Genomic DNA, 22995 nt, shown 5'->3' with positions numbered 1-22995 from the left:
GAGGCCCGGGGCCGGGATGCCCGGGGCCGCCCGCCCCGGGTCACAGCCGGCGGTACATCACATGGAGGCCGACCAGCCCCTCCTCGGGATGGTCGAAGGCCTCCGGGACGGTGCCGACGACCTCGAAGCCGAGGGACTTCCAGAGGTGCACGGCCGGCGCGTTCACCTCGACCACCGCGTTGAACTGGATGCCGCGGAAGCCCTGCCCGCGGCTCCACTCGATCATCTCCCGGCCCAGGGCGCGGCCCACCCCCCTGCCCCGGTGAGCCGGGTCGACCAGGAAGGAGGCGGTGCCGATGTGGGCGCCCCGGCCCGGCCGGTTCGGCCCCATCTTGGCCGAACCGAGGACGGTCTCCCCGTCCACCGCGACCACCGTCCGCCCCGGCGGCCGCTCCATCCACCACGGCCGCGCCTCCTCCGGACTCTGCCCCTCGGGAAAGGCGTAGGTCCGGCCCTCGGCCATGATCGCGGAGTAGAACGGGTAGATCCGGGGCCAGTCCTCGTCGAGCGCGACTCGAATGTCCATGGAGGGAGGGTACGGACCCGGATATCCGCTGTACCAGGGACGCCGCCCCGGCGAGACTGCCCGGCATGGAGTTCTTCTGCTACCACCGGGACCGGCGCGGTGTGCTGACGCTGCGTCAGAAGCTGGTCGAGGAGCACTGGGCGTACATGGACCGGTACGCCGCCGAGCTGATCGCGCGCGGGCCGACGCTGGACGGCCCGGCGGGGCTGCCGACCGGGAGCGTCCACATCGTCCGCCTGCCGGACCCGGCCGCGGCCCGGGCGTTCGCCTTCGACGAGCCCGGCTACCAGGCCGGCGTCTACCGGGACGTGCTGCTGCGCCGGTGGCGCAACCTGCTGGGCCGCACGATGTGGGACTTCCCCGGCGGCCGCACGGGCGGCAACCGCTACCTGGTGCTCGGCCTGGGCGAGGGCGAGAAGGACGACTCCGCGCCTCAGGACGCCGGCGAGCTGATCGCCTACGGCCCCCTCCTCTCCGACGACGGCGAGCGGCGCCTCGGCACCGCGGCCCTCCTCCGCGCGCCGGACCGGGAGGCCGCACGCGCGCTCCTCAGCCCCGACCGCCACACCGAGATCCACGTCCACGCCTGGCAGTTCGGCGGCCGCCCGTCATGACACCGGCCAGGCGACGGCGTAGTGCAGCAGGCCGTCGGGCTCCCGTCCGACCGGCTGCGGGGACATCCCGGCGGCGGTCATCACCCGCTGCGAGGGCAGGTTCCCCGGCTCGGTGTCGCCGTGGACGCCGCTGACTCCGTGTTCCCTGGCGAAGCGCAGGAGCGCGCGGAGCGCCTCGGAGGCGAAGCCGTTGCCGCGCGCGGACGGGACGAGGCCGTAGCCGACGGTGACCCAGCCCTCGGCGTCCGGAGCGCCGTGGAAGCCGATGCCGCCGATCGCGCGGCCGTCCCCGAGCAGGCGGATCTGGTAGACGCCGAACGGCCAGGGGTCGCCCTCCTCCGCGCAGGTGCGGAGGAAGGCACTGGCGGCCCGGATGTCGCCCTCCGGCGGGTAGCCGGGCGCCCACTCCTCACCCGCCCCGGGCACGCCGGCGACCAGCCGCTCGGCCTCGTCCGGGGACAGCGGATGGAGCAGCAGCCGGGCGGTGCGGAAAGCATCCATGGCAACGGACTACCACGTCTCCCGCCCATCAGGACAAGGGTTTTCGGCACCGGCACCGGCGCCGTAGGCTGCGGACCGATCTCGGGCGGGTTCCCTGCCATGATCGTGTCCTCACCACCACGCCAGTTGGGAGAGCCGTTCCATGCCACGTGTTGCGATAGGCCGACACGTCCTGGGCTACGACGAGTTCGGGTCGGCCGACGGCACCGCCGTGCTGCTGGTGCACGGGCACCCGTTCGCGCGCGGGATGTGGCGACCGCAGGCCGAGGCGCTGGCGGCGGCCGGGTACCGGGTGATCGCCCCCGATCTACGCGGCTACGGGGAGAGCCCGCTGGGGGATGACACGGACGGCGCGGACGGCGCGGACGGCGCGGAGGCCGGCATCGTCCTCCAGTCCGACTTCGCCGCCGATCTGACCGAGCTGCTGGACCGGCTCGGCGTACGGCAGGCCGTGGTCGGCGGGGTGTCGATGGGCGGCCAGATCGCCATGGCGCTGCACGCCGAGCACCCCGAACGGGTGCTCGCGCTGGTGCTCTCGGACACCTCCGCTCCCCCGGAGACCCCGGACGGGAGGGAGTTCCGCAACCGGATGGCGGACCGGCTGCTGGCGGAGGGGATGGCCGGCTACGCCGAGGAGGTCATCGACAAGATGATCGCCCCCTACAACGTCGACGCCCAACCGCGGCTCGCCGAGCGGATCCGGCGGATGATGCGCGAGACCGACCCGCGGGCGGCCGCCGCGGCGCTGCGCGGCCGCGCCGAGCGCCCCGACTACCGCCCGACCCTGTCCGCGGCCGCCGTCCCCGCGCTGGTGCTGGTCGGCGCGGACGACGTCTACACCCCGCTGCCGCAGGCGGAGGAGCTGGCGGGACTGCTGCCCGACGCCGAGCTGGCCGTGATCCCGGACGCGGGTCACCTGCCCGGCGCCGAGCAGCCGGCGGAGTTCAACCGTCGGCTGCTCGCCTTCCTGCTGGCGCGGGTCCCCCCGACCTCGGCCTGACCGCGGCGCCGCTCAGGCCGCGATGACGGCCGCCCCCGTGCGGCCGCCGTCCACGTCCAGGACGGTGCCGTGGACGAAGGAGGACTCCTCGGCGGCGAGGTAGACCGCGGCCTGCGCGATCTCCTCCGGCCGGCCCAGCCGGCCCGCCGGGGTGCCGGCCATCATCCGCCCGGCCGGGTGGGAGTCGTCCTCCGACGGCTCCAGCACCACCCCGGGGGAGATCGCGTTCACCCGGACCCCCCGCGGCCCGAACTCCGCGGCCCAGGCGCGGGTGAGGGTCTCCATGGCGCCCTTGGTGGAGCTGTAGAGGGCGCCCATCGGCACGGCCAGCCGGGCGATCCACGACCCCATGTTGACGATCACCCCGCCGCCGGCCTCGGCCATCGCCGGGGCGACGGCCGCGGTGAGGAAGAACGGCGCCTTCACATTGACCGCGTAGACCGCGTCGAAGGTCTTCTCGTCGGTGTCCGCCGTTCCGTCGCCCGGGTAGATCCCGGCGTTGTTGACCAGGATGTCGATCCGCCCGCCGAGGAGCGCCGCGGCCCGCTCGGCCCGCTCGGCCAGCTCGGTGGAGGCCGCCGCGCTGCCGTCCAGCTCCGCCCGGAGGAAGTCCGCCCGCCCGCCGCGCGCACGGATCCCCTCCACCACCTCCGCTCCGCGGCGCTCACTCCGGCCGGACACCAGCACATACGCGCCCTCGGCGGCGTACGCCTCGGCGATGGCCCGTCCGATGTTGCTGGTGGAACCGGTGACCAGCGCGGTCTTGCCCTGCAGTCGTCCTGACATGATGCCCGGCACTCCTCGACAGTCGCTCCGCCCCCGCCTGCCTTCGCGGGGGCGCTACGGCCACTGTGCCGAGCGAAAAATGGACCGGCAAGTACAATCCACCGCGCCCGCGCCCCCGCGCCCCGCATCCCCCCGCCCCTCGGTACCGTGTGGTACCCCCGAGCGGCTCGGACCGGGTCGCGGACGGCAGGGAGGTGGGTGCGGGTGGGCGAGGTGCCGCCGTTCACTCTGGTGCAGCTGCGGTATTTCACCGCGGCCGCCGAGGCGCGGTCGATGACGGGCGCGGCACAGCGGCTGCTGGTCTCCCAGTCGGCGGTGTCGACCGCGGTGGCGCAGCTGGAGCGGGAGCTCGGGGTGCAGCTGCTGATCCGGCACCACGCGCGCGGGCTCTCCCTCACCCCCGCCGGGGAGCGGTTCCTTCAGGAGGCCCGCGGCTTCCTCGGTCATGCCGCCGAACTCGCCGAGACGGCACGGGGGTTGGGGACGACGGCGGTGGGCGTGATCACAGTCGGCTGCTTCACCTCGGTCGCGCCCTTCCTCCTCCCCCGGCTGCTGACGGCCTGCGCGGCCGGCCACCCCGGGCTGAGCCTGGAGGTCATCGAGGGCGACGCCGCCCGGCTGCGTTCCGCCCTCCTCTCCGGCGAGTGCGAGCTCACCATCGGCTACGCCCTGGACGGGGCCGAGGGCCTGGATCTGGAGATCCTCGCCGAGGCGCCGCCGTACGCGATCGTCCCGCCGGACCACCGGCTGGCCGCCGGCGGCGGTCCGGTGCGGCTGGCCGACCTGGCCGGCGAGCCGATGGTCCTCTACGACTTGCCGCACAGCAGGGACTACTTCCGCTCGCTGGTCGCCTGGACCGGCGCCGAGCCGATCGTCCGCCACCGCACCACCAGCTACGAGACGGTGCGCTCGCTGGTCGCGGCCGGGTACGGCTGGTCGATCCTCAACCAGCGCCCGGTCGGCGACCGCACCTACGACGGCGGCCGGGTGGCCGCACTGGCCCTCCGCGACGAGCTGCCGGCGCTGCCGGTCGCCCTGGCCCGGGTGGCGGGCACCCGGCCGACCCGGCGGGCGGAGGCGGTCGCCGCCTGCGCCCGCCGGGTGCTGGCCGACTGGCCCGGGCACTGACCGGGCCTCACGGCCGCGCCAGCCGCTCCCCCATCACCCGCAGGAACGCCTCCCAGCGCTCGGTGAACTCCGGGTCCGAGGGCGCGAGACCGGTCACCATCCGGGTGATCTGCGGCAGCAGGGACGGGTAGCTGACCAGGGCGAAGCACACCAGGCGGAACAGCTCGGGGTCGCCCGCGTCGTCCAGCCCGCCCTCGGCCGCCCGCCGGGCGATCTCCTCCACCTGCGCCCGGATCACCGGACGCCGCTCCTCCTCGTGCGGCACCGGCCGCTCGCCGTACGCCAGGGCCTCCCGCTCCAGGTAGTGGAACCAGGCCTGGTCGCCGGCGAGTTGCTCGCGGTGGTGGAAGGCGAGGAACTCGCCGAGCCCGGCCGGCGCCGCCTCCACCCGGGAGAGACGCCGGGCCCGCACCCCCCGCAGTACGTCCGCGAAGAGCGCGTCGCCGACCCGGCCGCCGGTGGCCAGGAACATCGACCAGGCGAAGCCGCCCGCCCAGCCCGGCAGCCGCTCGATCAGCGCGTTGGCAGGCTGCCCCGGCGCGGTCGGCAGCCGGTGCACCAGCACCGCGGCCACCACCAGCAGCAGCGAGCAGACCGGCAGCACCTCGGCGTAGGCGTCGACGTAGCCACGGCCCGCGCCCGCGCCCGCCGCCCCGAGCAGCGAGAAGAAGAGCAGCGAGAACCCGGCCACCCCCAGCACGTTGGCCGTCTGCATCGACGTGGTGACGACGCCCGACCCCGACCCGGCGTCCTCCGGCGGGATGCCGGAGACGATCGTGCCGACCAGCGGGCTCAGCCCGAGTCCCTGCCCGACGCCGGTCAGCAGCAGGCTGGGGGCGAGCGTCCAGACGGTGAGGCCGGTCCCCGCCTCGTACACCGCCAGCGCCGTCGCGGCCAGGCCGAAGGCCGCCAGCAGGTAGCCGGCCGACAGCACGTGCCGGCCGAAGACCGGCACCAGCCGCGGCGCCAGCAGCGAGGCGGCGAAGAAGCCCAGCGCCGACGGCGTGTAGACGAGCGCCGAGCGGATCGGCGAGAAGCCGAGGCCGGTCTGCAGATAGACGGCGAGGGTGAAGAGGAAGCCGGCGTACGAGGCCATGAAGCACATGGCGATCGGCACCCCGGTGGCGAACGAGCGGTTGCGGAAGAGGTCGAACCGCACCAGCGGTTGACCGCCCCGGCCTGCCACTCCCCGCTCGTACCTGACGAACCACCAGCCCACCGGCAGCGAGGCCAGCAGTGCCACGATCAGCCACACCGGCCAGCCGGCGTCCCGGCCGACCAGCAGTGGCACGCAGAACAGCACCAGGGTGAGGGTCACCAGCCCCACCCCGCCGAGGTCCAGCCTGATGCCCGGATCGGGCCGGTCCGCGGGCAGCACCACCCAGGCGAGGGCCGCCGCGATCAGCCCCACCGGGACGTTGACCAGGAACACCGGCCGCCAGGTCCAGCCGAAGAGGTCGGCGGCCAGCAGCGCCCCGCCGATCAACTGCCCGGCGATCGAGGCGATGCCGATGACCGCGCCGAAGGTGCCCAGCGCGCGCCCGAGCCGGGCCCCCTTGAAGGTGGTCTGGATGATCGCCAGCACCTGCGGGTAGAGCAGTGCCCCGCCGACGCCCTGCAGGGCGCGGGCGCCGACCAGCACCCCGATCCCGGGGGCGGCCCCGCAGAGCGCGGAGGCGGCGGTGAAGACCAGCAGGCCTATGACGAAGAGCCTCCGCCGGCCGTGGACGTCGCCCAGCCGCCCGCCGGTGACCAGCAGGCAGGCGTAGGTGATGGTGTAGCCGGACACCACCAGCGCGACCGCCCCGAAGCCGGCGTGGAGTCCGCTCCTGATGGACGGAATGGCGACGTTGACGATGGCCACGTCCAGGATCGCCATGAAGGTCCCGACCAGCACGATCGGCAGGACCCAGCGCTCCCTCGCCCCCGGTCCCGCATCCGCCGCCGCGGCCACCGCCGCCGGCGCGGCCTGTCTCGATGCCATGCTCCTCCCCCGCCTCCCCGTCGCCGCGTGGCCCGTTCCCATACGGACCCACTCGCGGGCGCCCACTGTACGAGTTTCGCGCGCGATCGGTGTTCGATTCGCGCGGTCCGCGCGCGGCCGGCGCGCGGCACCGTCCCGCGCCTCGCCCGATGCGTCGTCGGATCGGGCGGTCCCGGGCGGGGGAGACCCGGAATCCACCGGTACGCCGGCGGGCGGGCGCCGGGGCGCTTCCCCGGTCACGCGACGCCGGTACCCGCCTTCGCGGTCCCCCGCGGCCCGTCCCCACCGCGCTCGCCTCCGGTGATCCGGCGAGCGGCGGACGCGGCCGTCATGGGTGAACTCTCCTCCTCCGGCGGGGATTTGTCGACGGCCGCGCGGGCGCCGGGCGCCGACGGCAGGCCTCCGGCTCCGGGGCAGGGCAAGGATGCAGCTATCGTTCGCCGACAGCGGAGGAAGGGCCTCGGATTCCGTCCAGGAGGTAGCTGGTTCGGCGGTCGTAGTCGTCACGGAGAGGCCGCTTGCCGTGCTTGAGGGCAAGGGCGTTGTCGACGACGAGTGCGTGCAGGTCGCCCGCCGTGAACTCAGGCCGCAGCGCACCAGCGGCTTGAGCGGCTGTGATGAGCTCCTCGTTGGCCTCGCTTCCGACCCGGCAGATCCTCATCAGTTGCCGCGAATGCGGATACGTCTGCAACAGCACGTCGTTGAAGGCGGGTTGGCGGTACTGGAGGTCGCGGAGCGCGGTGACGTAGTAGGTGATGCGCTCGCTCACGTCGTCGATGGCCCGAGCGTGGTCGATGACGGCGAACAGCTCGTTCGCTACGAGTTCCTCGATAACGGCCTCGATGAGGCCGACCCGTCCGCCGAACCGGTTGAAGATCGTGGCTTTGCTCACCCCTGCCGCCTCGGCGACCTGCTCCAGCGGCACCGTCAGGCCCTGCCCTTGGAAAGCGTCGATCGCGGCAGAGCGGATCTGTTCGGAATTGCGCCGGGCGTCAGCGCGCAGCCCCGTTCCCGAAGACACCGCACTCACCTCCCCTCATCGCCATAACTTGACTCGCCTGGTCAGTTTACCTACGGTCGCATCCAGAAGCGAAACTGACCCACTTGGTCAACTTAAGCTCCGAGAGGTCAAGAACATGATCGTTGTGACCGGCGCCACCGGCGGACTGGGCGGCACCGTCGTCGAGCACCTCCTCAACCGCCTACCCGCTGACCAGATCGGCGTCAGCGTCCGCGACACCGCCAAGGCGCAGCACTTCGCCGACCGCGGCATACGCGTACGGCAGGGCACCTACGAGGATCCGGCCGCACTGCGCCACTCCTTCGCCGGTGCCGAGCAGATCCTTCTGATATCCGGTAACGACCCGGCCGCCGACATGGTCAGCCTGCACCGCAACGCCATCGAAGCCGCGGTCGCAGCCGAGGCCCGGCGCATCCTCTACACCAGCCAGCAGGGCGCCGTCCCCGGCAACCCGTACCAGCCGTCGAACATCCACATCGCCACCGAGGCACTCCTCGACGACTCGGGCATCGCCTGGACCGCTCTGCGCAACGGCGCCTACGGCCCACTGGATCAGGTGCTCGGCCCGTGGCAGCACACCGGCGTGATCGCCCAGCCGCAAGACGGCCCCGTCCCCTATACGGACCGGGACGACATAGCCGAGGCCACCGCGGTCCTTCTCGCCGGTGACCGCGCCTTCGACGGCCCCGTCAACCTCACCGCGCCGAACGCCGTCACCTTCGACGATGTCGCCCAGACCGCGTCTGCCCTCACCGGTCGCCCTGTTGAGCGCATCGTCGTGGACGACGAGCAGTGGGTCGCCGACCAGATCGCGATCGGTGTCCCGGAGCAGATGGCCCGTCTCATGCTCACCTGGTACCAGGCCGCCCGCGCCGGCTACTTCGCCGAAGCCGGCCCCCTGCTGGCCGAACTGCTCGGCCGCGGGCCGCGCACCATCGCGGAACGGCTCGCAGGTCCCATCGCCACCTGAAGCCGAGCTTCTTCTCGATCCCCTGATCGTGGGTCTGGGCATGCCGTTGACCGACGCCCGGTGGGCGCGGGTCGAGCCACCTCCTCCGAGTCGGACACCGAAGCGCGGTGGCAGGTGGAGAGACCACCGGCAGGTCATCGACGCCGTCGCGTTCAAGTTCCAGACCGGAATGTGGGCCATTGACGGCACTTGGCGGCGAGTGCTCACCGCGCTGCCGGCGCAGTCCGACGCCGACGATCGCCCAACCGCAGCACCGCAGGCGCAAGTAGGGGGCGCGCGAAACTGCGCGCCCGACCACCCACCCAGCCGCACCCAACCGCGCACCCAACCGCAGCGCCGCAGGCGCAAGTAGGGGGCGCGGGGAACTGCGCGCCCAACCACCCACCCAGCCGCACCCAACCGCGCACCCAACCGCAGCGCCGCAGGCGCAAGTAGGGGGCGCGGGGAACTGCGCGGCCAACCACCCACCCCGCCGCACCGACCCCGCTCCGCCCCTCCCCTCACCCTCTCGGAGAGCCACCCCGCCACACCCGCAGCATCAGCCCGTCGTGGGTCGCCGCCCAGCGCCCGTCCAAGGAGAAGTTCGCCGCCGCCAGCGCGCCGGTGTCACCGCCCAGCGGATGCCTCAACCTCCTTACCGCGCCCGGACGGACGTCCCACAGCAGGACGGTGTCGGCGGGCCCCGGCCCCAGCAGCACCGTCCCGGTCGGGTTCAGATACAGCGTGTCCTCCGCGCCGAAGTCGCCCACCTCGGCCAGCAGCCGCCCCCCGCTCCCCGACCGGACCGCCCAGCGCTCCCGGTCCTGGTCGTAGGCGGCCAGTACCCGCCCGTCGGCGCTCACCGCCGGGGCCGCGTCGCCGGACGGAAAGCCGCCGGTCTCCCTCCCGTCCGCCACCGACCACAGCACGCAGCGCCTCGGCGCCGCCGCCCCGGACCCGGCCAGATACGCCAGCACCCGGCCGTCCGCCCGCAGGCCGAGCAGCTCGCCGCCGGAGCCGACGCCCGGCATCCCGCCGAGCCGCACCGGCGTGCCCTCGCCCTCCAGCGCCCACACCGCGCACGGCCCGCCGTCCTCCACCACCGCGCAGTACCGCCCGTCGACCGTCGGCAGCAGCACCGTGCCGGGGGCGGAGAAGCCGCGGGCCGGGTTCCGCCCCACCACCGTCCCCGTCCCCGTCCCCGGCCCCGTCCGCGGCCCCGTTCCCGGTCCCAGCCCCAACCCCGGTCCCAACCCCGCACGTCCGCCCCGCAGGCCGGCCCGCAGATCGAGCCGGAACGGCCGCCCGTCCGCGCCCAGCAGCACGGCCGACGACCCGTCGGGCGCCAGCGCGCAGCCCGATTCCACCGGCAGCCACCGCACCTCACCGCTCGCCGGGTCGTGCCGGTAGAGGACCCCGGTGTCGGCGGTCCAGACGGTGTACGCCCCGCCCGCGCCCACCCGGATCTCCCCGATCCCGGCCACCACGTCCCGGGCGAGGACGGTCCGCCAGTCCTCCTCGCCGAGCCGCAGCAGTTCCACGTCGCAGCGCGGATCGGGGGCGGCCCGGCGCTGCACCCGGGCGATCCACGGCCGGTCCGGGGCCACCGCCCAGGCCCCCAGCCGATCCGCCTGGACGGCGAAGGCCGCGTCACCGCTGCGCTCCGCCTCCCGCAGCAGCACCGGGGCCAGCACCGCCACCGCCCCGACCCCGGCCCCCGCCAGCACGCTGCGCCGGGTCCGCCGGCGCGCCGCCCCGCCAGGGGACTCCGCGGAGGGCTCCGCGGGGGACTCCGCGGCCGCGTGACGGTCCCCCCTCCCCGGCCGCCCGGCCAGCCGCTCCTGCAGCGCCACATGCCGGAACTGGTAGACCCCGCCCGCCTGCCGCAGCAGCCCCCGCGCCCGGGCGTCCTCGAGGAAGGACAGCAGCCGCCACGGCAGCCGCCCCCGCGCGGCGAGGAACCACCGCACCACCACACAGCGCGGCCACGCCTGCGACAGCAGCACCAGCGCGGCGGTGACGGCCCCCGGGAGCAGCGCGTACTGCGCCACCGGGACCAGGAACCCGGAGCGCGCGGCGGGAATCGGCTGCTCCGCCCCCGGCAGCCGTTCCAGCAGCACATCCCAGCACCAGCGCACCACCCGGAACGGCGCCCAGCCGCCGGGGAATCCGGACCCCCCGGTCAGCGCCTGGAACACCGCCCGCCCCAGTCCCATCCCGGCCGCACACCCCGGCAGCCCGAGCAGCCCGACCACGAGGCCGGTGCAGAGCGTACTGCCCAGCGAGGACCTCCGGTCCTGCCGTACGGAGTCCAGCACCGCCGCCTTCCGCGCCTGGCTCGGCTCGACCTGGAGCCACTGCTCGACGGCGAGCGCGAGGCCAAACGCCGAGGCCACCCCGGCCCCTCCGCCGAGCAGCGTCCCCAGCGCGTCCATCGGCTCCTCGGTCCAACCCCCCGGCGACATCGCGTCCACCACCAGCTGCCCGACCACCACCGGCACGGCGATCAGCGCCACCAGCCCGGCGCCGCGCAGGAATCCCCGCCGCAACCGGCCGGCCCCACCGTGCAGCGAGGGCACCGTACGGCGCGGCTCGGGCGCCGGCACCGCGAGCCAGACCACCAGCGCCAGCACGGCGAACAGCACACCGCCGCCCACGCTGGGGGCCTGGCTCATCCCCGGGTCCAGCCAGGCGATCCACGCCGCCATCGCACAGGCCAGCCCGCCTCCGCCGACCAGCGCGAGCACCGGCGCCACCCACGGCGACAGCAGCCTCGGCGCCAGCCGCCACCAGGCGAGCTCGCGCTCCCGGTGGGCGTGGAGGTAGGTGGCGAGATAGGTCAGCCACCGCTCGGCCCGGTCCGCAGGCCACCGGCGGCCGGCCGCCGCACCGGACGCGGCGGGCTCCTCGAAGGCCATCCGCACGAAGGCGTCCAGCAGGTGGTTCTCCACCGCCGTCCGGGACTCCCTTGCGGCGGCGAGCAGTTCGGCCGCCGCGGCGCTCCCGGCCGTTCCGCCGGGCCCCTGGCCGCCGACCGCCGCAGCCGCTCCCTCCGCGCCCTCCGCGCCCTCCGCCACCCCCTCGGCCGCGTCCGCGCTGTCCGCCGCGACCGCCCCGTCCAACCGCCCGCAGACGCGGACCAGCAGACCCACCATCAGCGGGGTCGACAGCGCCTCGGCCAGCGGCCCGTCGCGGTCGGCCAGCAGTGCCTGACGGATCGTCAGCCAGCCTGCCCCGCGCGGCAGCAGATGGTCGGCGACCTCCTCGGCGGTGAGCCGGTCCACCTCCACCACCGAGGCCCGCCGGAGCACCGGCGAGCCGGCCGCGATCAGGTCGCCGTACTCCAACGACCGGCAGGTGACCACGATCGGACGGTCACCGTCGGCGCAGAGGGCGCTGTTGATCCGCTCGATCGCGCTCCGCCGGGCGACCTCCGAGACCTCGTCGAGGCCGTCCAGCACCGGCAGCACCAGCCCGGCCGCGAGCAGCCGCCGCGCCACGTCCCGCCGGCCGCCGTAGTAGTGCCTGGCGATGCTGTCCAGCAGCCAGTCGTCGAGCGACTCGCAGACCGGGTCCCAGCGGGCGGCGGCCAGCAGCACCGGAACGGGCCCCGGCTCCCGGCCTCCCGGTTCGCCCAGCAGCCCCAGCACCAGCAGCAGTGCCAGCACCGTCTTCCCGGCCCCCGGCTCGCCCAGCACGACCAGTCGGCCGCCCGGCACCCGCCGGTACTGCTCGGCCAACTCCCGCGCCGCACACCGCGCGTCCCCGCTGATTCCGCCCCGCGCGGGCAGCGAGTACCGCTCTCCCCCGGCCACCGAGGCGAGCCGGGCCGGCCGGCTGTCGCGCAGCCCCCGGGCCGAGGCGGTCCAGCTCAGCGGCAGCGTCCCGGCCTCCGGCTCGAAGAGGCCGCGGACCCGCGCCTCCTCCTCCCACTGCTGCCGCACCTCGTTCGCCAGCTCCTCGGCCGGCCGCGCGGCGTCGGTGGGCACGCCCCTGCGGGGCAGTTCGAGGAGCGCCACCCCGAGCGCCCCGGCCGACACCACGAAGCCCGCGTAGCCCATGAACTCCTGCGAGCCCTGCGAGTCCCGCAGGAACACCAGCGAGACCCAGCCCCCGAAGACGCCCAGGCCGACTAGGAGCCCGGTGCGGAGATGGCGTGCCATCAACTCCCTGATCACAGCCAACTCTTAGCCTGCGGGCCGCCGGGGCCGGTAGCCCGTAACCGCAGATCACCCCTTCGGGGGAGCGCGGGCCGGACCAGGAGTCCCGACCGGGGGCGCGAGCCCGCGGACGGCCCCACCGACCGCCTTGTCCGCCCGTCCCCGCTCCCGCATCCTGATCCCGGGCGCCCCTCACGCGCCCGTGCGCGCCCTCACCGCCGGGAGCCGGAATGGCCGAGCAGCACCCCCTCTTCGCCCGGTACTACGCGCGGATGAGCGTCCGGGCGGAGCCCCTCCTCGCCGAGTACCGGCGGCGGTTGCTGGCCGGGCTGGGGGGCGAGGTGGTCGAGGTGGGCGCGGGGAACGGGCTCAACTTCGGCCACTATCCGCGGTCGGTGCGCCGGGTGACGGCCGTCGAGCCCGAACGGCGACTGCGGGCCTCCGCCGGCGTCGCCGCGGGCCGGATCGCCCTCCCCGAGATCCGCGTGGTGGACGGCACGGCGGAACGCCTGCCGCTCCCCGACGACTCGGCCGACGCGGTGGTCTTCTCCCTGGTCCTCTGCTCGGTGGCGGACATGGACGCGGCCGTCCGCGAGGCCCGCCGCATCCTCCGCCCCGGCGGCCGGCTGCGCCTCTGGGAACACGTCCAGGCCCCGCCCGGCACCCCGATGGAGCGCTTCCAGCGGATCGCGGACGCCTGCGGCTGGCCCCGTCTGGCCGGCAACTGCCACACCCACCGCGACCCCCTCCCCGCCCTCCGCGCCGCAGGCTTCACCCTCCGCCCCGGCGACCTCACCCGCTTCCGCCTCCCCCCGACGCGCCTGGCCCCGCCGACGGCCCCCATGCTGCTGGCCCGAGCCGATTACTGACGGCCGATCAGCTTTCGGTCTGCAAAGGGGAGTTCAGACCGGCAGGACGTCGACGGCGGTGCCCCCCTGGGATCTCGGCGAGGCAGCCACGGACGTCCCCAGGATCCGCGCTCGCCACGCCGGCCGCCCCCAGCTCGACCGCTGTCGTCGCCACCAGCGCGTCACAGACCACATCGCCGAGGGTGCCGGCGGGGCGATCGCCCGACGAGGCATGGCACCGCGTGTTACGGAGCGAAGCGGGGCGGACGCTTGTCCAGGAAGGCCTGGACGCCCTCGGCGTACTCCCGGCTGGTGTAGGAGGCCTGGTAGAGGGCCTCGACCTCGGGGGCGTCGGCGCCGGCCGCGCCCTGGTCGAGGATGCGGCGGGTGATGGCCTTGGTGCCGCGGACGGAGACCGGGGCGCGGGCGGCGATGGTCTCGGCGAGTTCGTCGACGCGGCGGTCGAAGGCGCCGTCGGCGACCTCGTGGACCTCGTTGACCAGGCCGATGCGCAGCGCCGTCGCGGCGTCCAACTGCTCGCCGCTGTACAGGATCTGGCGGGCCCAGGCCGGGCCGACCGCGTCCACCAGCTGCTTGGTGGAGGAGTAGTGGTAGACGATGCCGAGCTTGGCGGGGGTGATCCCGAACCGCGCGTCGGCCGCCGCGATCCGGAGGTCGCAGGCGAGGGCGAGCTCGCAGCCGCCGCCGATGCAGAACCCGCGGACCGCCGCCAGGGAGGGCAGGGCGAGCTCGGCCAGGGCGCGTTCGGCGGCGTGCACCACGGCGCTGTAGTTCCGGGCGCCCTCGGCGCCCTGCCGGTGGGTCTGGAACTCGGAGATGTCCGCGCCGGCGGAGAAGTGCTCGTTGCCGCGGAGGACCAGCACCCGGACGGCGGGGTCGGATTCCACCTCCTTGACGAGGGCCGGGATCGCCCCCCACATCTCCAGGCTCATGGCGTTGCGCTTCGCCGGGCGGTCGATGGTGATCGTCGCCACCGGACCGGACACGTCCAACCGCAGATGAGAGCTCGTCATGGCGGCCACCCTATGCGGCCCGCCGATCACCCGAGGATCGCCCGCCGATCACCCCAGGATCAGCGCCACCACCGCCCACAGCCCCCCGGCCGCCGCCGGCTCGCCGGGCGGGGCGGTCATCAGCAGGTGGTGGGCGGTGCCGACCAGGGCCAGCGCCGCGGCCTGCGGGTCGGTCCCGGCGGGCACCCGGCCGAGCCGCAGCTCGGCGGCGAGGTAGCGGGCCAGCGCGTCCTGGATGACGGCGAAGCCGCGGTCCCCCGAGGCCATCGCCTCCCGTACGCGCCGCGCGGATCCGGCCCTGGTCATCGCGGCGGCGGCGAGCGCGGGGCCGGTCGAGCCGAGGAGGACGTCCAGCGCGGTGTGGAGGTTCTCCGCGACCTCGCCCTGCCCGGCCCGGTCGGCCAGCGCGGAGGCGCGGGCCGCCACCCCGTCGATCCGGTCCAGGCAGAGTTCGGCGACGAACTCGTCGAGCCCGCCGAAGTGGGCGTGCAGCAGGCCCTTGGCGCAGCCGGCCTCGGTGGTCACCGCCCTGCTGGTCAGCCCGGCCGGACCGGATCTGAGGACGACCCGCTCGGCGGCGTCGAAGAGCAGCCCTCGCACATCCGGTGTCGCACGTCCGCGTGGTGACATGTCGCCTCGTCAGTTTCCTTTCCGCGTAAGGCCGTTGCGGGTTTGGGCAAGCGCCCATACAGTTTGGGCAAGTGCCCATATTAGGGGAGGGACCATGTCCGAGTCAGTACCCCGCGCCGCCGCCCCCGCGCAGGCCGAGGCCTGGAACGGCTACGAGGGCCGCCACTGGGCGGACCACCAGGCACAGTGGGACGCCATCAACGCCGAGTTCAACGACCCGCTGCTGGACGCCGCCGGGATCCGGCCGGGCGACCAGGTGCTCGACATCGGCTGCGGCAACGGCGCCGTCAGCCGGCTGGCCGCCCGCCGGGCCGCGCCCGGCCGGGTGCTCGCGGTGGACCTCTCCGGTCCGATGCTGCGGCGGGCCCGCGAGACGGCCCGGGCGGAGGGGCTGGAGAACATCGACTTCGTGCAGGCCGACGCCCAGCTCCATCCGCTCCCCCGGGACCGCTTCGCGGCGGCGGTCAGCCGGTTCGGCGTGATGTTCTTCGCCGATCCGGTGGCGGCCTTCCGCAATGTCGCGGGCGCGCTGCGCCCCGGCGGGCGGCTGGCCTTCGTCTGCGGCGGCGAACCGCTCCGCAACGACTGGGTGGCCCTGGTGGGCGGCCTGCTGCCGCCCGGCGCTGCGGCCCCCGCGGCACCGCTGTCGCCGACCGAGCCGGGGATGTTCTCCCTCGCCGACCCGGAGCGGACCCGCTCGACACTGACCGCCGCCGGCTTCTCCGGCATCACTGTGGACCGCGCCGAGGCGCTGCCCCGCTGGGGCGCCGACGCCGAGGCCGCCGCGGACTTCATGCTGGGCTCCGGCCCCGGCCGGCACCTGACCAGCGGTCTGGACCCGGAGGCGCTGGCCACCGCCCGCAAGTCGCTGGTCGGCAAGCTGGCCGCGCACCAGGGCGCGGACGGCGTCCGGCTGCGCACCTCGGCCTGGCTGGTGAAGGCGGTCCGGCGGGAGGCCTGATCCGTTGGGCTAGGCTCGGGGATCGCGCCGACCGATCCGAGAAAGCACCCGCACCATGCCCCGCACCACCCCCGCCGCCATCGCTCCCGCCACCACCGCTGCCGCCACCACCGCTCCCGCCGCCATCACCCCCGACATCCGCCTGGTCGCCACCGACATGGACGGAACCCTGCTGGACGGCGAGGGCCGGATACCGGACGGCCTCTGGCCGAGGCTGGAGCTGCTGCGCGAGCGCGGCATCGCCTTCGCCCCGGCCAGCGGCCGCCAGTACGCCACCCTGGCCCGGCAGTTCGCCCGGGCCGGCGCGGAGGCGCTGTCCGAGATGGTCTTCATCGCCGAGAACGGCACCTATGTGGTCCGCGACGGGCGCGAGCTGAGTTCCGCCCCGCTCGACCGGCGGACGGTGGTCGACGTCGTGCGGACCGCCCGCGGCCTGGCCGCCGGCGGTGCGGACCTGGGCGTGGTGGTCTGCGGGAAGCGCTCCGCCTACATAGAGCGCCGGGACGACGCCTTCCGCTCCGAGGCGGCCACCTACTACGCCGCGCTGGAGACCGTGGACGACGTCCTGGCCCCGGTGGACGAGGTCCTCAAGATCGCCCTCTACGACTTCCAGAGCGGCGAGCGGAACACCGCCCCCGCCCTCCGCGCCTTCGCCGAGAGCCACCAGGTCGTCGTCTCGGGGCAGCACTGGGTGGACGTGCTGAGGAAGGACGCCGACAAGGGCACCGCCCTCCGCGCCCTCCAGCGCGAGCTCGGCGTCACCCCCGCCCAGACCATGGCCTTCGGCGACTACCTCAACGACCTCCAGCTCCTGGACGCCGCCGACTGGTCGTACGCGATGGCCGGCGCCCACCCGGAGATCAGGCGCCGGGCCCGGCACGAGGCCCCGGCCCACACCGACGCGGGTGTTCTCCAGGTGCTGGACCGGGTACTCGGTCTGGAGGGATGAGCCGGCCCGGGAGCCCCCACCGCCGCAATTCGTGGACAGCGACTATCCACGATCGTTACCGTGGGCGGCACCCGAGCCGGCGGTGGACCGGCGACACCGGAGAAAGGCCGACGCCATGAGGATCACCGTGCTCGGAGCAACCGGCACCGCGGGTTCGCGCACCGCCGAGGCGCTGCGCGAACGCGGAGCGGAGGTGGTCGAGGCCTCCCGCTCGCGCGGAGTGGACCTGGTCGGCGGGGAGGGCCTGGCCGAGGCGCTGCGCGGGGCGGACGCCGTCGTCGACGCCTCGAACCCGGTCCCGGCCGCCGGATCGGCCTCCCCGGAGGTGGTCGAGGCGGTCTCCCGGGCCACCCGCAACGTGCTGGACGCCTGCGCGGCCGAGGGCGTCGGCCATCTGGTGCTCCTCTCCATCATCGGCATCGAGCAGCCGGTCTTCGACGGCTTCCCCTACTACCTGGCCAAGCGCGAGCAGGAGCGGCTGGTCGCCTCCGGCCCGGTGCGGCCGAGCATCGTCAAGACCTCCCAGTGGTTCGAGTTCGCGACCAACCCGGCGGCGGTGGAGCAGAGCGGCGACGAGGTGGTGGTCCAGGACTGGCTGGTGCAGCCGGTGGCGGTGGACAGCGTGGCGGCGGTGCTCGCGGAGACCGCGCTCGGCGAGCCGCTGGGGCCGGTACCGCTGCTGCTCACCGGCCCGCAGCGGATCCGCCTCCCGGAGCTGACCGCCCGCCTGCTGAAGGCCCGCGGCGACGCCCGCCCGGTGCGCACCGTCCCGCCGCGCCTCCCGGAGCTGGCCGAGGGCGTGCTGCTGGCCCCGGACTCGGCCCGGGTGGCCGGCCCGGACGTGGACTCCTGGCTCGCCTCCCCCTCGGCGCAGCGCGCCTGACCGCACACCGCCCGGGGGCCGCGCCCTCGGCGCCCGCCGCCGGCCCGGACGGCCCGGCGGGGACGGCCCGGCGGGGACGGCCCCCGGACGGCCCCGGCGCGGGACGGCCCCGGCGGGGACGGCCCCCGGACGGCCCGGCGCGGGACGGCCCGGCGGGGACGGCCCCCGGACGGCCCCGGCGCGGACGGCCCCGGCGGGACGGCCCCGGACGGCCCGGCGCGGACGGCCCCGGACGGGCGCGGACGGCCCACCAAGAGCGGCACCACCGCCAAAACGGCCCGCCCGCGTCCACCGGAACGACCGGTGGCGCGGGCGGGCCGTGCGCGCTGGGGCTGCCGAGGCGGCAGCCTCAGGCGGTGATGTCCTCCAGCTTCCTGCCCTTCGTCTCGCGGACGAACCTGGCGATGAAGAAGAAGGAGAGGGCCGCGAAGGCGGCGTAGATGACGTAGGTGGCGGACAGGTTCCAGTCCGACATCTGCGGGAACGTCTTGGTGACGGCCCAGTTGGCGATCCAGTTGAAGGCCGTGGCGACCGACATCGCCGCCGCGCGGATCTTCATCGGGAACATCTCGCCGATCATCACCCACAGGATGACGCCCCAGGAGACCGCGAAGAAGAAGACGAAGGCGTGCGCCGCGACCAGCGCGATGGTGCCGTCCACCTGCGGGATCGAGATGTTCGTCCCGGAACCGGTCTTGTAGGAGAAGGCCCAGGCGGCCAGTCCCAGCGAGACCGTCATGCCGGCCGAGCCGATCAGCGCCAGCGGCTTGCGGCCGACCCTGTCGATCAGCAGCATGCAGACCACGGTGCCGATGATGTTGATGATCGAGGTCGACAGCGAGATCAGCAGCGAGCTGGACTGGTCGATACCGACCGACTGCCACAGGATCGAGGAGTAGTAGAAGATCACGTTGATGCCGACCAGCTGCTGGAAGACGGCGAGGCCGATACCGACCCACACCACCGGGAGCAGCCCGGCCTTGCCCTTGAACAGGTCGCCGAAGCGCGGCTTGTGATCGGTCTTCAGACCGTGCTCGATCTCGGAGATCCGGGCGTCGGCGTCGATGGATCCGCCCTCGACGTCGCGCAGCACCGCTGCGGCCTTCTCGTGCCGGCCGACGGAGATCAGCCAGCGCGGGGACTCGGGGATCATCGAGGCGAGGACGAAGTAGATGATCGCCGGGATGGCGCAGGCCATCAGCATCCACTGCCAGGCGTCCAGGGAGCCCAGCTTGTTCTGGCTGGCGCCGCCCGCGCCCTGCGCGATGCCCCAGTTGATGAGCTGGGAGGCGGTGATGCCGACGACGATGCCGAGCTGCTGGAAGGAGGAGAGCGCGCCGCGCAGTCGCGGCGGGGCGATCTCGGCCATGTAGGTCGGGCCGATCACGGAGGCCAGGCCGATGGCGATGCCGCCGAAGACCCGCCAGATGCCGAGGCCGACGATATTGCCCGGCATGGCCGAGCCCACGGCGCTGACGGCGAAGAGGGCGGCGGCGATCTGCATGATGCGGATCCGGCCCAGGCGGTCGGCCAGCCGGCCGGCGAATATCGCGCCCAGTGCGGAGCCCAGCAGCGCGGTGGCGACCACCGTGCCGGTCTCCCCCGAGCCGACGTGGTAGTGGTCCTGGATGCCGGTGACCGCGCCGTTGATGACGGAGCTGTCGTAGCCGAAGAGGAAGCCGCCGAGCGCGGCGGCTGCCGTGATGAAGACAACGCGGCCGAGTCGCTCCTGCCGAGGAGCGGAAGCCCCGGGCGCGGTCTCGGATCGGCCCGTGGACGACTTGGTGATGCTCACGGATGACTCCTGGCGGCTCAACGTCGAGCCGGTCGGGTGCAGCAGTTGTGTTCAGTCTTTGAACGAACACGCCGCTGTTCTGATGATTAGCGTTTAACTTACGGAAACAACGCCTCCCCACACAAGTCGCGTTGTCGTGAAGATGTCGGGATCGTCCCGCAGAGGTCGGGTCACAACTTGAACGCGGTGCTGCCGTCAGGGCTTGAAACCGGTCGGGAACTCCGCGCGCACCCGGAAGCCGCCGTCCGGCCGCGGGCCCGCCGTCAGGGCTCCACCCAGCAGCGCCGCCCGCTCCCGCAGCCCCACCAGGCCGTGGCCGCCGCCGGGCAGCTGGGGGCCGGCCGCCGCGTCCGCCGGCGGTCCGTTGGTGACCAGGACCACAAGGCGGTCCGGCCCGCCGCCGTCCAGACCGAGGCCGAGCCGGACCTCGACCGGGGCCCCCGGCGCGTGCTTGCGGACATTGGTCAGCGCCTCCTGCACCGTCCGGTACGCCGCGCGCTCCACGGGCACCGGGAAGCGGCGGCCGTCCGGCAGTGCCGACCGGTCCAGCTCCGCGTCCAGACCGGCCCCCTCCAGCAGCCGGGGCAGCTCGGCCAGGGTCGGCTGCGGGGTGAGCTCCCCCGCGTCGCCGCCGGCCGCCCGCAGCACGCCGACCATGTGCCGGAGCTCCTTGAGGGTGGTGACGGCCAGCCGGCGGATGGCCTGCGCGGCCTCCCGCTGCTCCGGGCTGTCCGCCCGCACCTGGAGCGCGCCCGCCTGGATGCTGATCAGGCTGACCTGGTGGGAGACCACGTCGTGCATCTCCCGGGCCAGCCGGGCCCGCTCGGTGGACAGCACGGTGGCCGCGAGCAGCCGCTGCTCGCGCTCCTGCCCGCGGGTCAACTCGTCCACCCGGACCGCGAGTTCGCGCCGGGTGTCGACGAGGAGGCCGAGCGCCACCGGCGCGCCCGCGGTGAGCGCCGCGTACACGCCGGAGAGGAGGGTGGTGCGGTCCAGGCCGAAGGGGATGTCCATCGGCCACGGGATGAACTGGGTCAAGGCCACCAGCAGCCCGCAGATCCCGATCAGCCAGCGGTTCCGGTAGCGGGCGGCCACCGTGTAGAGGGCGATCATCGGGGCCAGCCAGATGTAGCTCATCATCATGCCCGGCAGGGTCAGCAGCAGGACCGGCACCGGCCAGCGGCGGCGGACCAGCAGCACGACCGCGGCCGGCAGCGCGGTGGCCATCTCGGAGACCGAGTGGAGGTCGTCGGCGAGCAGCGCGTCCGCGACCGCGAGGAGGAACGGCACCAGGACGTTCAGCCAGCCCGCCTGGTACCAGCGGCGCTCGGTCACTCCTGGCCCGCCCCTGGCCGGCCGCCGCCGCTGCCGCCGCTGCCGCTGCCGTCGCCGCTGCCGTCGCCGTCCAGCCCGACCAGCCCCGCCCGGTGGGCGATCACCGCGGCCTGCACCCGGTTCGCCGAGCCCAGCTTGGCCAGGATCGCGCTGATGTGGTCCTTGACCGTGCCGGTGGAGAGGAAGAGCCGGCGGGCGATCTCCGCGTTGGAGAGGCCCTCGCCGAGCAGCGCGAGGACGTCCAGCTCGCGGGTGGTCCTGGTGCGCAGTCTGGCCGCCGTCGCACGGTCCGGGCCGGAGCAGAGGTATCCGCTGATCACCGTCTCGGTGACGCCGGGGGACAGTATGCTGCCGCCCTGCGCCAGCACCCGTACCGCGTGCACCAGCTGGTCCGGGTCGGTGTCCTTGAGGAGGAAGCCGGCGGCGCCGCCGCGCAGCGCCGAGCCGATGTACTCTCCCCCGTCCCCGCCGGGGACCGGAGGCGCCCCCATGTCGAAGGTGGTCAGCATGGCCACCGCGGGCGGACGGGGCATCGCCCGCAGCCGGGACAGCACGGTGAGGCCGTCCACGTCCGGCATCCGGATGTCCAGCAGCACCACGTCCGGCCGGTGCAGCCGCGCCTCCTCGACGGCGCGGCCGCCCGGGCAGGTGGCCACCACCTCGATGTCCGGTGCGGCGCCGACGATCAGACTCAGCCCGGACCGGACCAGCGTCTCGTCGTCGACGATCATCACCGAGATCGTCCCGTTTGTCTCGCTCACTGCCTCTTCGCCCCGTTCCCTGCCCCGCTTTCCCCGTAGCGTAGGGGTTCGAAGGGGCGGGAGAGGTCAACGGGACGGGGCGAGCCCCTGTGACCGCAGCCACTCCATCTGCACCCGGATCTGGTCGGCGCGGCCGCCGCCGTGGTCGCCGAACCGCCACACCTGCATCTCGGCCGGGCCGCCGTAGCGGTGGTAGGCCGCGTAGACCGTGGACGGGGGGCAGATCGGGTCCATCAGCGCCACGCTGAACAGCGCCGGGACGCCGTCGGCCCGGGCGGCGTGGTGGACGCCGTCGAAGTAGTCCAGGGTGCCGAAGACGGTCTCCTCGGCCCCCCGGTGGTGGATCTTCAGGTAGTCGGTGAACTCCGTGTACGGCGCCTGCGGGGCGATCTCCGCGGCCCGCCGGAAGTGGCAGAGGAAGGGCACGTCCGCCATCGCCGCCGCGACCAGGTCGGGAACCAGCCCGGCCACCGCGAGGGTGAGGCCGCCGCCCTGGCTGGCGCCGGTCACCACGACCCGGTCCGGGTCGATCTCCGGGTGCTCGCGGACCGCCTCGACCGCCCGCACGCAGTCGGTCGTCAGCCGGCGGTAGTAGTAGTTGTCCGGGTGCTCGATGCCCCGGGTCATGAAGCCGTTCACCCACTGGGTGCCGCCGCCCTCGACCGGGTCCGGGGTGTCCCGCCCCTGCCCGCGGGAGTCCACCACCAGGTGGGCGTAGCCGGCCGCGGGGAAGAAGACGTGCTCCAGCGGGAGCCCGCGCCCGCCCGAGTAGCCGAGGTAGCGCACCACCACCGGCAGCCGGCCCCGGCGCACCCGCGGCAGCAGCAGCCAGGCCGCGACCGGCTGCCCGGCCCAGCCGTTGAACCGGACGTCGAAGACCTCGAACTCGGTCAGCTGGTGCTCCGCCTCCGGCACCGGGGTCCAGACCGCCCCGATCGGGTACTCGCGGGCGCTCTTCAGCGTCCGCTCCCAGAAGGCGTCGAAGTCCGCGGGCTCCGGGACCTCCGGGCGGTACTCGCGGAGTTGGTCCAGCGACAGATCGGTGAGTGGCACGCTGCTCTCTTCTCTCTGCTCCTAGGGGATCTCCCCAGATTCTCCGGAGAAGGACCCCGCGAGGGGAAGAGGGCCCG

At 74.4% G+C, this 22995-nt stretch carries 20 protein-coding genes; 8 read left to right on the top strand and 12 right to left on the bottom strand.

What is annotated here, in order from left to right:
* Positions 1-40: 40 nt before the first annotated feature.
* Positions 41-526, bottom strand: a complete 486-nt coding sequence (locus BS73_RS29870) for a GNAT family N-acetyltransferase (RefSeq protein WP_037577587.1) — start codon at positions 524-526, stop codon at positions 41-43.
* Positions 527-591: 65 nt separating this feature from the next.
* On the opposite strand from BS73_RS29870, the gene BS73_RS29865 reads away from it, so the two are divergent.
* On the top strand, positions 592-1140 hold the full coding sequence (locus BS73_RS29865) for a YciI family protein (protein ID WP_037577586.1): 549 nt from the start codon (positions 592-594) through the stop codon (positions 1138-1140).
* Here the strand turns inward: BS73_RS29865 and BS73_RS29860 are convergent.
* Positions 1135-1641 carry a GNAT family N-acetyltransferase gene (locus tag BS73_RS29860; RefSeq protein ID WP_037577585.1) on the bottom strand — a complete coding sequence of 169 codons (507 nt, stop codon included), beginning with the start codon at positions 1639-1641 and terminating at the stop codon, positions 1135-1137. The genes BS73_RS29865 and BS73_RS29860 overlap by 6 nt on opposite strands.
* Positions 1642-1783: 142 nt before the next feature.
* Between BS73_RS29860 and BS73_RS29855 the strand changes: the two genes are divergently transcribed.
* Entirely contained in the window at positions 1784-2641 is an 858-nt protein-coding gene (locus BS73_RS29855) for an alpha/beta fold hydrolase (protein ID WP_037577584.1), read from the top strand.
* Between the two features lie 12 nt (positions 2642-2653).
* Here the strand turns inward: BS73_RS29855 and BS73_RS29850 are convergent, their stop codons facing one another.
* Entirely contained in the window at positions 2654-3427 is a 774-nt protein-coding gene (locus BS73_RS29850; RefSeq protein ID WP_037577583.1) for an SDR family NAD(P)-dependent oxidoreductase, read from the bottom strand.
* A gap of 204 nt (positions 3428-3631) precedes the next feature.
* On the opposite strand from BS73_RS29850, the gene BS73_RS29845 reads away from it, so the two are divergent.
* On the top strand, positions 3632-4555 hold the full coding sequence (locus BS73_RS29845; RefSeq protein ID WP_037577582.1) for a LysR family transcriptional regulator: 924 nt from the start codon (positions 3632-3634) through the stop codon (positions 4553-4555).
* Positions 4556-4562: 7 nt separating this feature from the next.
* On the opposite strand, the gene BS73_RS29840 is transcribed toward BS73_RS29845, so the two are convergent.
* Complete coding sequence (locus tag BS73_RS29840) at positions 4563-6539, bottom strand: MFS transporter (RefSeq protein WP_161789717.1); 1977 nt, start codon at positions 6537-6539, stop codon at positions 4563-4565.
* 430 nt (positions 6540-6969) lie between these two features.
* Complete coding sequence (locus tag BS73_RS29835) at positions 6970-7569, bottom strand: TetR/AcrR family transcriptional regulator (RefSeq protein ID WP_037577581.1); 600 nt, start codon at positions 7567-7569, stop codon at positions 6970-6972.
* A 106-nt stretch (positions 7570-7675) separates the two neighbouring features.
* Between BS73_RS29835 and BS73_RS29830 the strand changes: the two genes are divergently transcribed.
* Positions 7676-8530 carry an NmrA family NAD(P)-binding protein gene (locus tag BS73_RS29830; RefSeq protein ID WP_037577580.1) on the top strand — a complete coding sequence of 285 codons (855 nt, stop codon included), beginning with the start codon at positions 7676-7678 and terminating at the stop codon, positions 8528-8530.
* 500 nt (positions 8531-9030) lie between these two features.
* Here the strand turns inward: BS73_RS29830 and BS73_RS40520 are convergent, their stop codons facing one another.
* Positions 9031-12672 (bottom strand): NACHT domain-containing protein, encoded by a 3642-nt coding sequence (locus BS73_RS40520; protein WP_037577579.1) that lies wholly within the window; start codon positions 12670-12672, stop codon positions 9031-9033.
* Positions 12673-12899: 227 nt separating this feature from the next.
* On the opposite strand from BS73_RS40520, the gene BS73_RS29820 reads away from it, so the two are divergent.
* Positions 12900-13538 (top strand): class I SAM-dependent methyltransferase, encoded by a 639-nt coding sequence (locus tag BS73_RS29820; protein ID WP_037577578.1) that lies wholly within the window; start codon positions 12900-12902, stop codon positions 13536-13538.
* A 224-nt stretch (positions 13539-13762) separates the two neighbouring features.
* Here the strand turns inward: BS73_RS29820 and BS73_RS29815 are convergent, their stop codons facing one another.
* A complete protein-coding gene (locus tag BS73_RS29815; protein ID WP_037577577.1) occupies positions 13763-14551 on the bottom strand; it encodes an enoyl-CoA hydratase/isomerase family protein in 789 nt (262 codons plus the stop codon).
* A gap of 48 nt (positions 14552-14599) precedes the next feature.
* Entirely contained in the window at positions 14600-15181 is a 582-nt protein-coding gene (locus BS73_RS29810; RefSeq protein WP_037577576.1) for a TetR/AcrR family transcriptional regulator, read from the bottom strand.
* A 94-nt stretch (positions 15182-15275) separates the two neighbouring features.
* Between BS73_RS29810 and BS73_RS29805 the strand changes: the two genes are divergently transcribed.
* From BS73_RS29805 to BS73_RS29795, 3 genes are all read left to right on the top strand, one after another.
* The gene (locus tag BS73_RS29805) at positions 15276-16142 is read left to right on the top strand and encodes a class I SAM-dependent methyltransferase (protein WP_037577575.1); all 867 of its coding nucleotides are present in this window, start codon (positions 15276-15278) and stop codon (positions 16140-16142) included.
* Between the two features lie 55 nt (positions 16143-16197).
* Positions 16198-17091, top strand: coding sequence for a Cof-type HAD-IIB family hydrolase (locus BS73_RS29800; RefSeq protein ID WP_037577574.1), 894 nt, complete (start codon positions 16198-16200; stop codon positions 17089-17091).
* Positions 17092-17206: 115 nt separating this feature from the next.
* Positions 17207-17974: an SDR family oxidoreductase gene (locus BS73_RS29795; RefSeq protein ID WP_037577573.1), complete on the top strand. Its 768-nt coding sequence runs from the start codon at positions 17207-17209 to the stop codon at positions 17972-17974.
* 349 nt (positions 17975-18323) lie between these two features.
* On the opposite strand, the gene BS73_RS29790 is transcribed toward BS73_RS29795, so the two are convergent.
* The 4 genes from BS73_RS29790 to BS73_RS29775 all read right to left on the bottom strand — a co-directional run bounded on the left by BS73_RS29790 (position 18324) and on the right by BS73_RS29775 (position 22918).
* Entirely contained in the window at positions 18324-19769 is a 1446-nt protein-coding gene (locus BS73_RS29790; protein ID WP_407675088.1) for a sugar porter family MFS transporter, read from the bottom strand.
* A 195-nt stretch (positions 19770-19964) separates the two neighbouring features.
* Positions 19965-21104 carry a sensor histidine kinase gene (locus BS73_RS29785; protein ID WP_037577572.1) on the bottom strand — a complete coding sequence of 380 codons (1140 nt, stop codon included), beginning with the start codon at positions 21102-21104 and terminating at the stop codon, positions 19965-19967.
* Complete coding sequence (locus tag BS73_RS29780; RefSeq protein ID WP_037577571.1) at positions 21101-21835, bottom strand: response regulator; 735 nt, start codon at positions 21833-21835, stop codon at positions 21101-21103. Before BS73_RS29780 ends, BS73_RS29785 begins: the two co-directional genes overlap by 4 nt.
* Before the next feature lie 96 nt (positions 21836-21931).
* The gene (locus BS73_RS29775; RefSeq protein ID WP_037577570.1) at positions 21932-22918 is read right to left on the bottom strand and encodes an acetylxylan esterase; all 987 of its coding nucleotides are present in this window, start codon (positions 22916-22918) and stop codon (positions 21932-21934) included.
* Positions 22919-22995: the final 77 nt, after the last annotated feature.

It is taken from the genome of Phaeacidiphilus oryzae TH49 (genome assembly GCF_000744815.1).
Classification (GTDB): Bacteria; Actinomycetota; Actinomycetes; order Streptomycetales; family Streptomycetaceae; genus Phaeacidiphilus; species Phaeacidiphilus oryzae.
This window is presented reverse-complemented; position numbering and strand designations above follow the sequence as displayed.

Bases quoted from the DNA above. Each gene is read 5' to 3' on its own strand.
- BS73_RS29870 (WP_037577587.1), bottom strand. From the start codon at position 526: ATGGACATTCGAGTCGCGCTCGACGAGGACTGGCCCCGGATCTACCCG.
- BS73_RS29865 (WP_037577586.1), top strand. From the start codon at position 592: ATGGAGTTCTTCTGCTACCACCGGGACCGGCGCGGTGTGCTGACGCTG.
- BS73_RS29860 (WP_037577585.1), bottom strand. From the start codon at position 1,641: ATGGATGCTTTCCGCACCGCCCGGCTGCTGCTCCATCCGCTGTCCCCG.
- BS73_RS29855 (WP_037577584.1), top strand. From the start codon at position 1,784: ATGCCACGTGTTGCGATAGGCCGACACGTCCTGGGCTACGACGAGTTC.
- BS73_RS29850 (WP_037577583.1), bottom strand. From the start codon at position 3,427: ATGTCAGGACGACTGCAGGGCAAGACCGCGCTGGTCACCGGTTCCACC.
- BS73_RS29840 (WP_161789717.1), bottom strand. From the start codon at position 6,539: ATGGCATCGAGACAGGCCGCGCCGGCGGCGGTGGCCGCGGCGGCGGAT.
- BS73_RS29830 (WP_037577580.1), top strand. From the start codon at position 7,676: ATGATCGTTGTGACCGGCGCCACCGGCGGACTGGGCGGCACCGTCGTC.
- BS73_RS40520 (WP_037577579.1), bottom strand. From the start codon at position 12,672: ATGGCACGCCATCTCCGCACCGGGCTCCTAGTCGGCCTGGGCGTCTTC.
- BS73_RS29820 (WP_037577578.1), top strand. From the start codon at position 12,900: ATGGCCGAGCAGCACCCCCTCTTCGCCCGGTACTACGCGCGGATGAGC.
- BS73_RS29815 (WP_037577577.1), bottom strand. From the start codon at position 14,551: ATGACGAGCTCTCATCTGCGGTTGGACGTGTCCGGTCCGGTGGCGACG.
- BS73_RS29810 (WP_037577576.1), bottom strand. From the start codon at position 15,181: ATGTCACCACGCGGACGTGCGACACCGGATGTGCGAGGGCTGCTCTTC.
- BS73_RS29805 (WP_037577575.1), top strand. From the start codon at position 15,276: ATGTCCGAGTCAGTACCCCGCGCCGCCGCCCCCGCGCAGGCCGAGGCC.
- BS73_RS29800 (WP_037577574.1), top strand. From the start codon at position 16,198: ATGCCCCGCACCACCCCCGCCGCCATCGCTCCCGCCACCACCGCTGCC.
- BS73_RS29795 (WP_037577573.1), top strand. From the start codon at position 17,207: ATGAGGATCACCGTGCTCGGAGCAACCGGCACCGCGGGTTCGCGCACC.
- BS73_RS29780 (WP_037577571.1), bottom strand. From the start codon at position 21,835: ATGATCGTCGACGACGAGACGCTGGTCCGGTCCGGGCTGAGTCTGATC.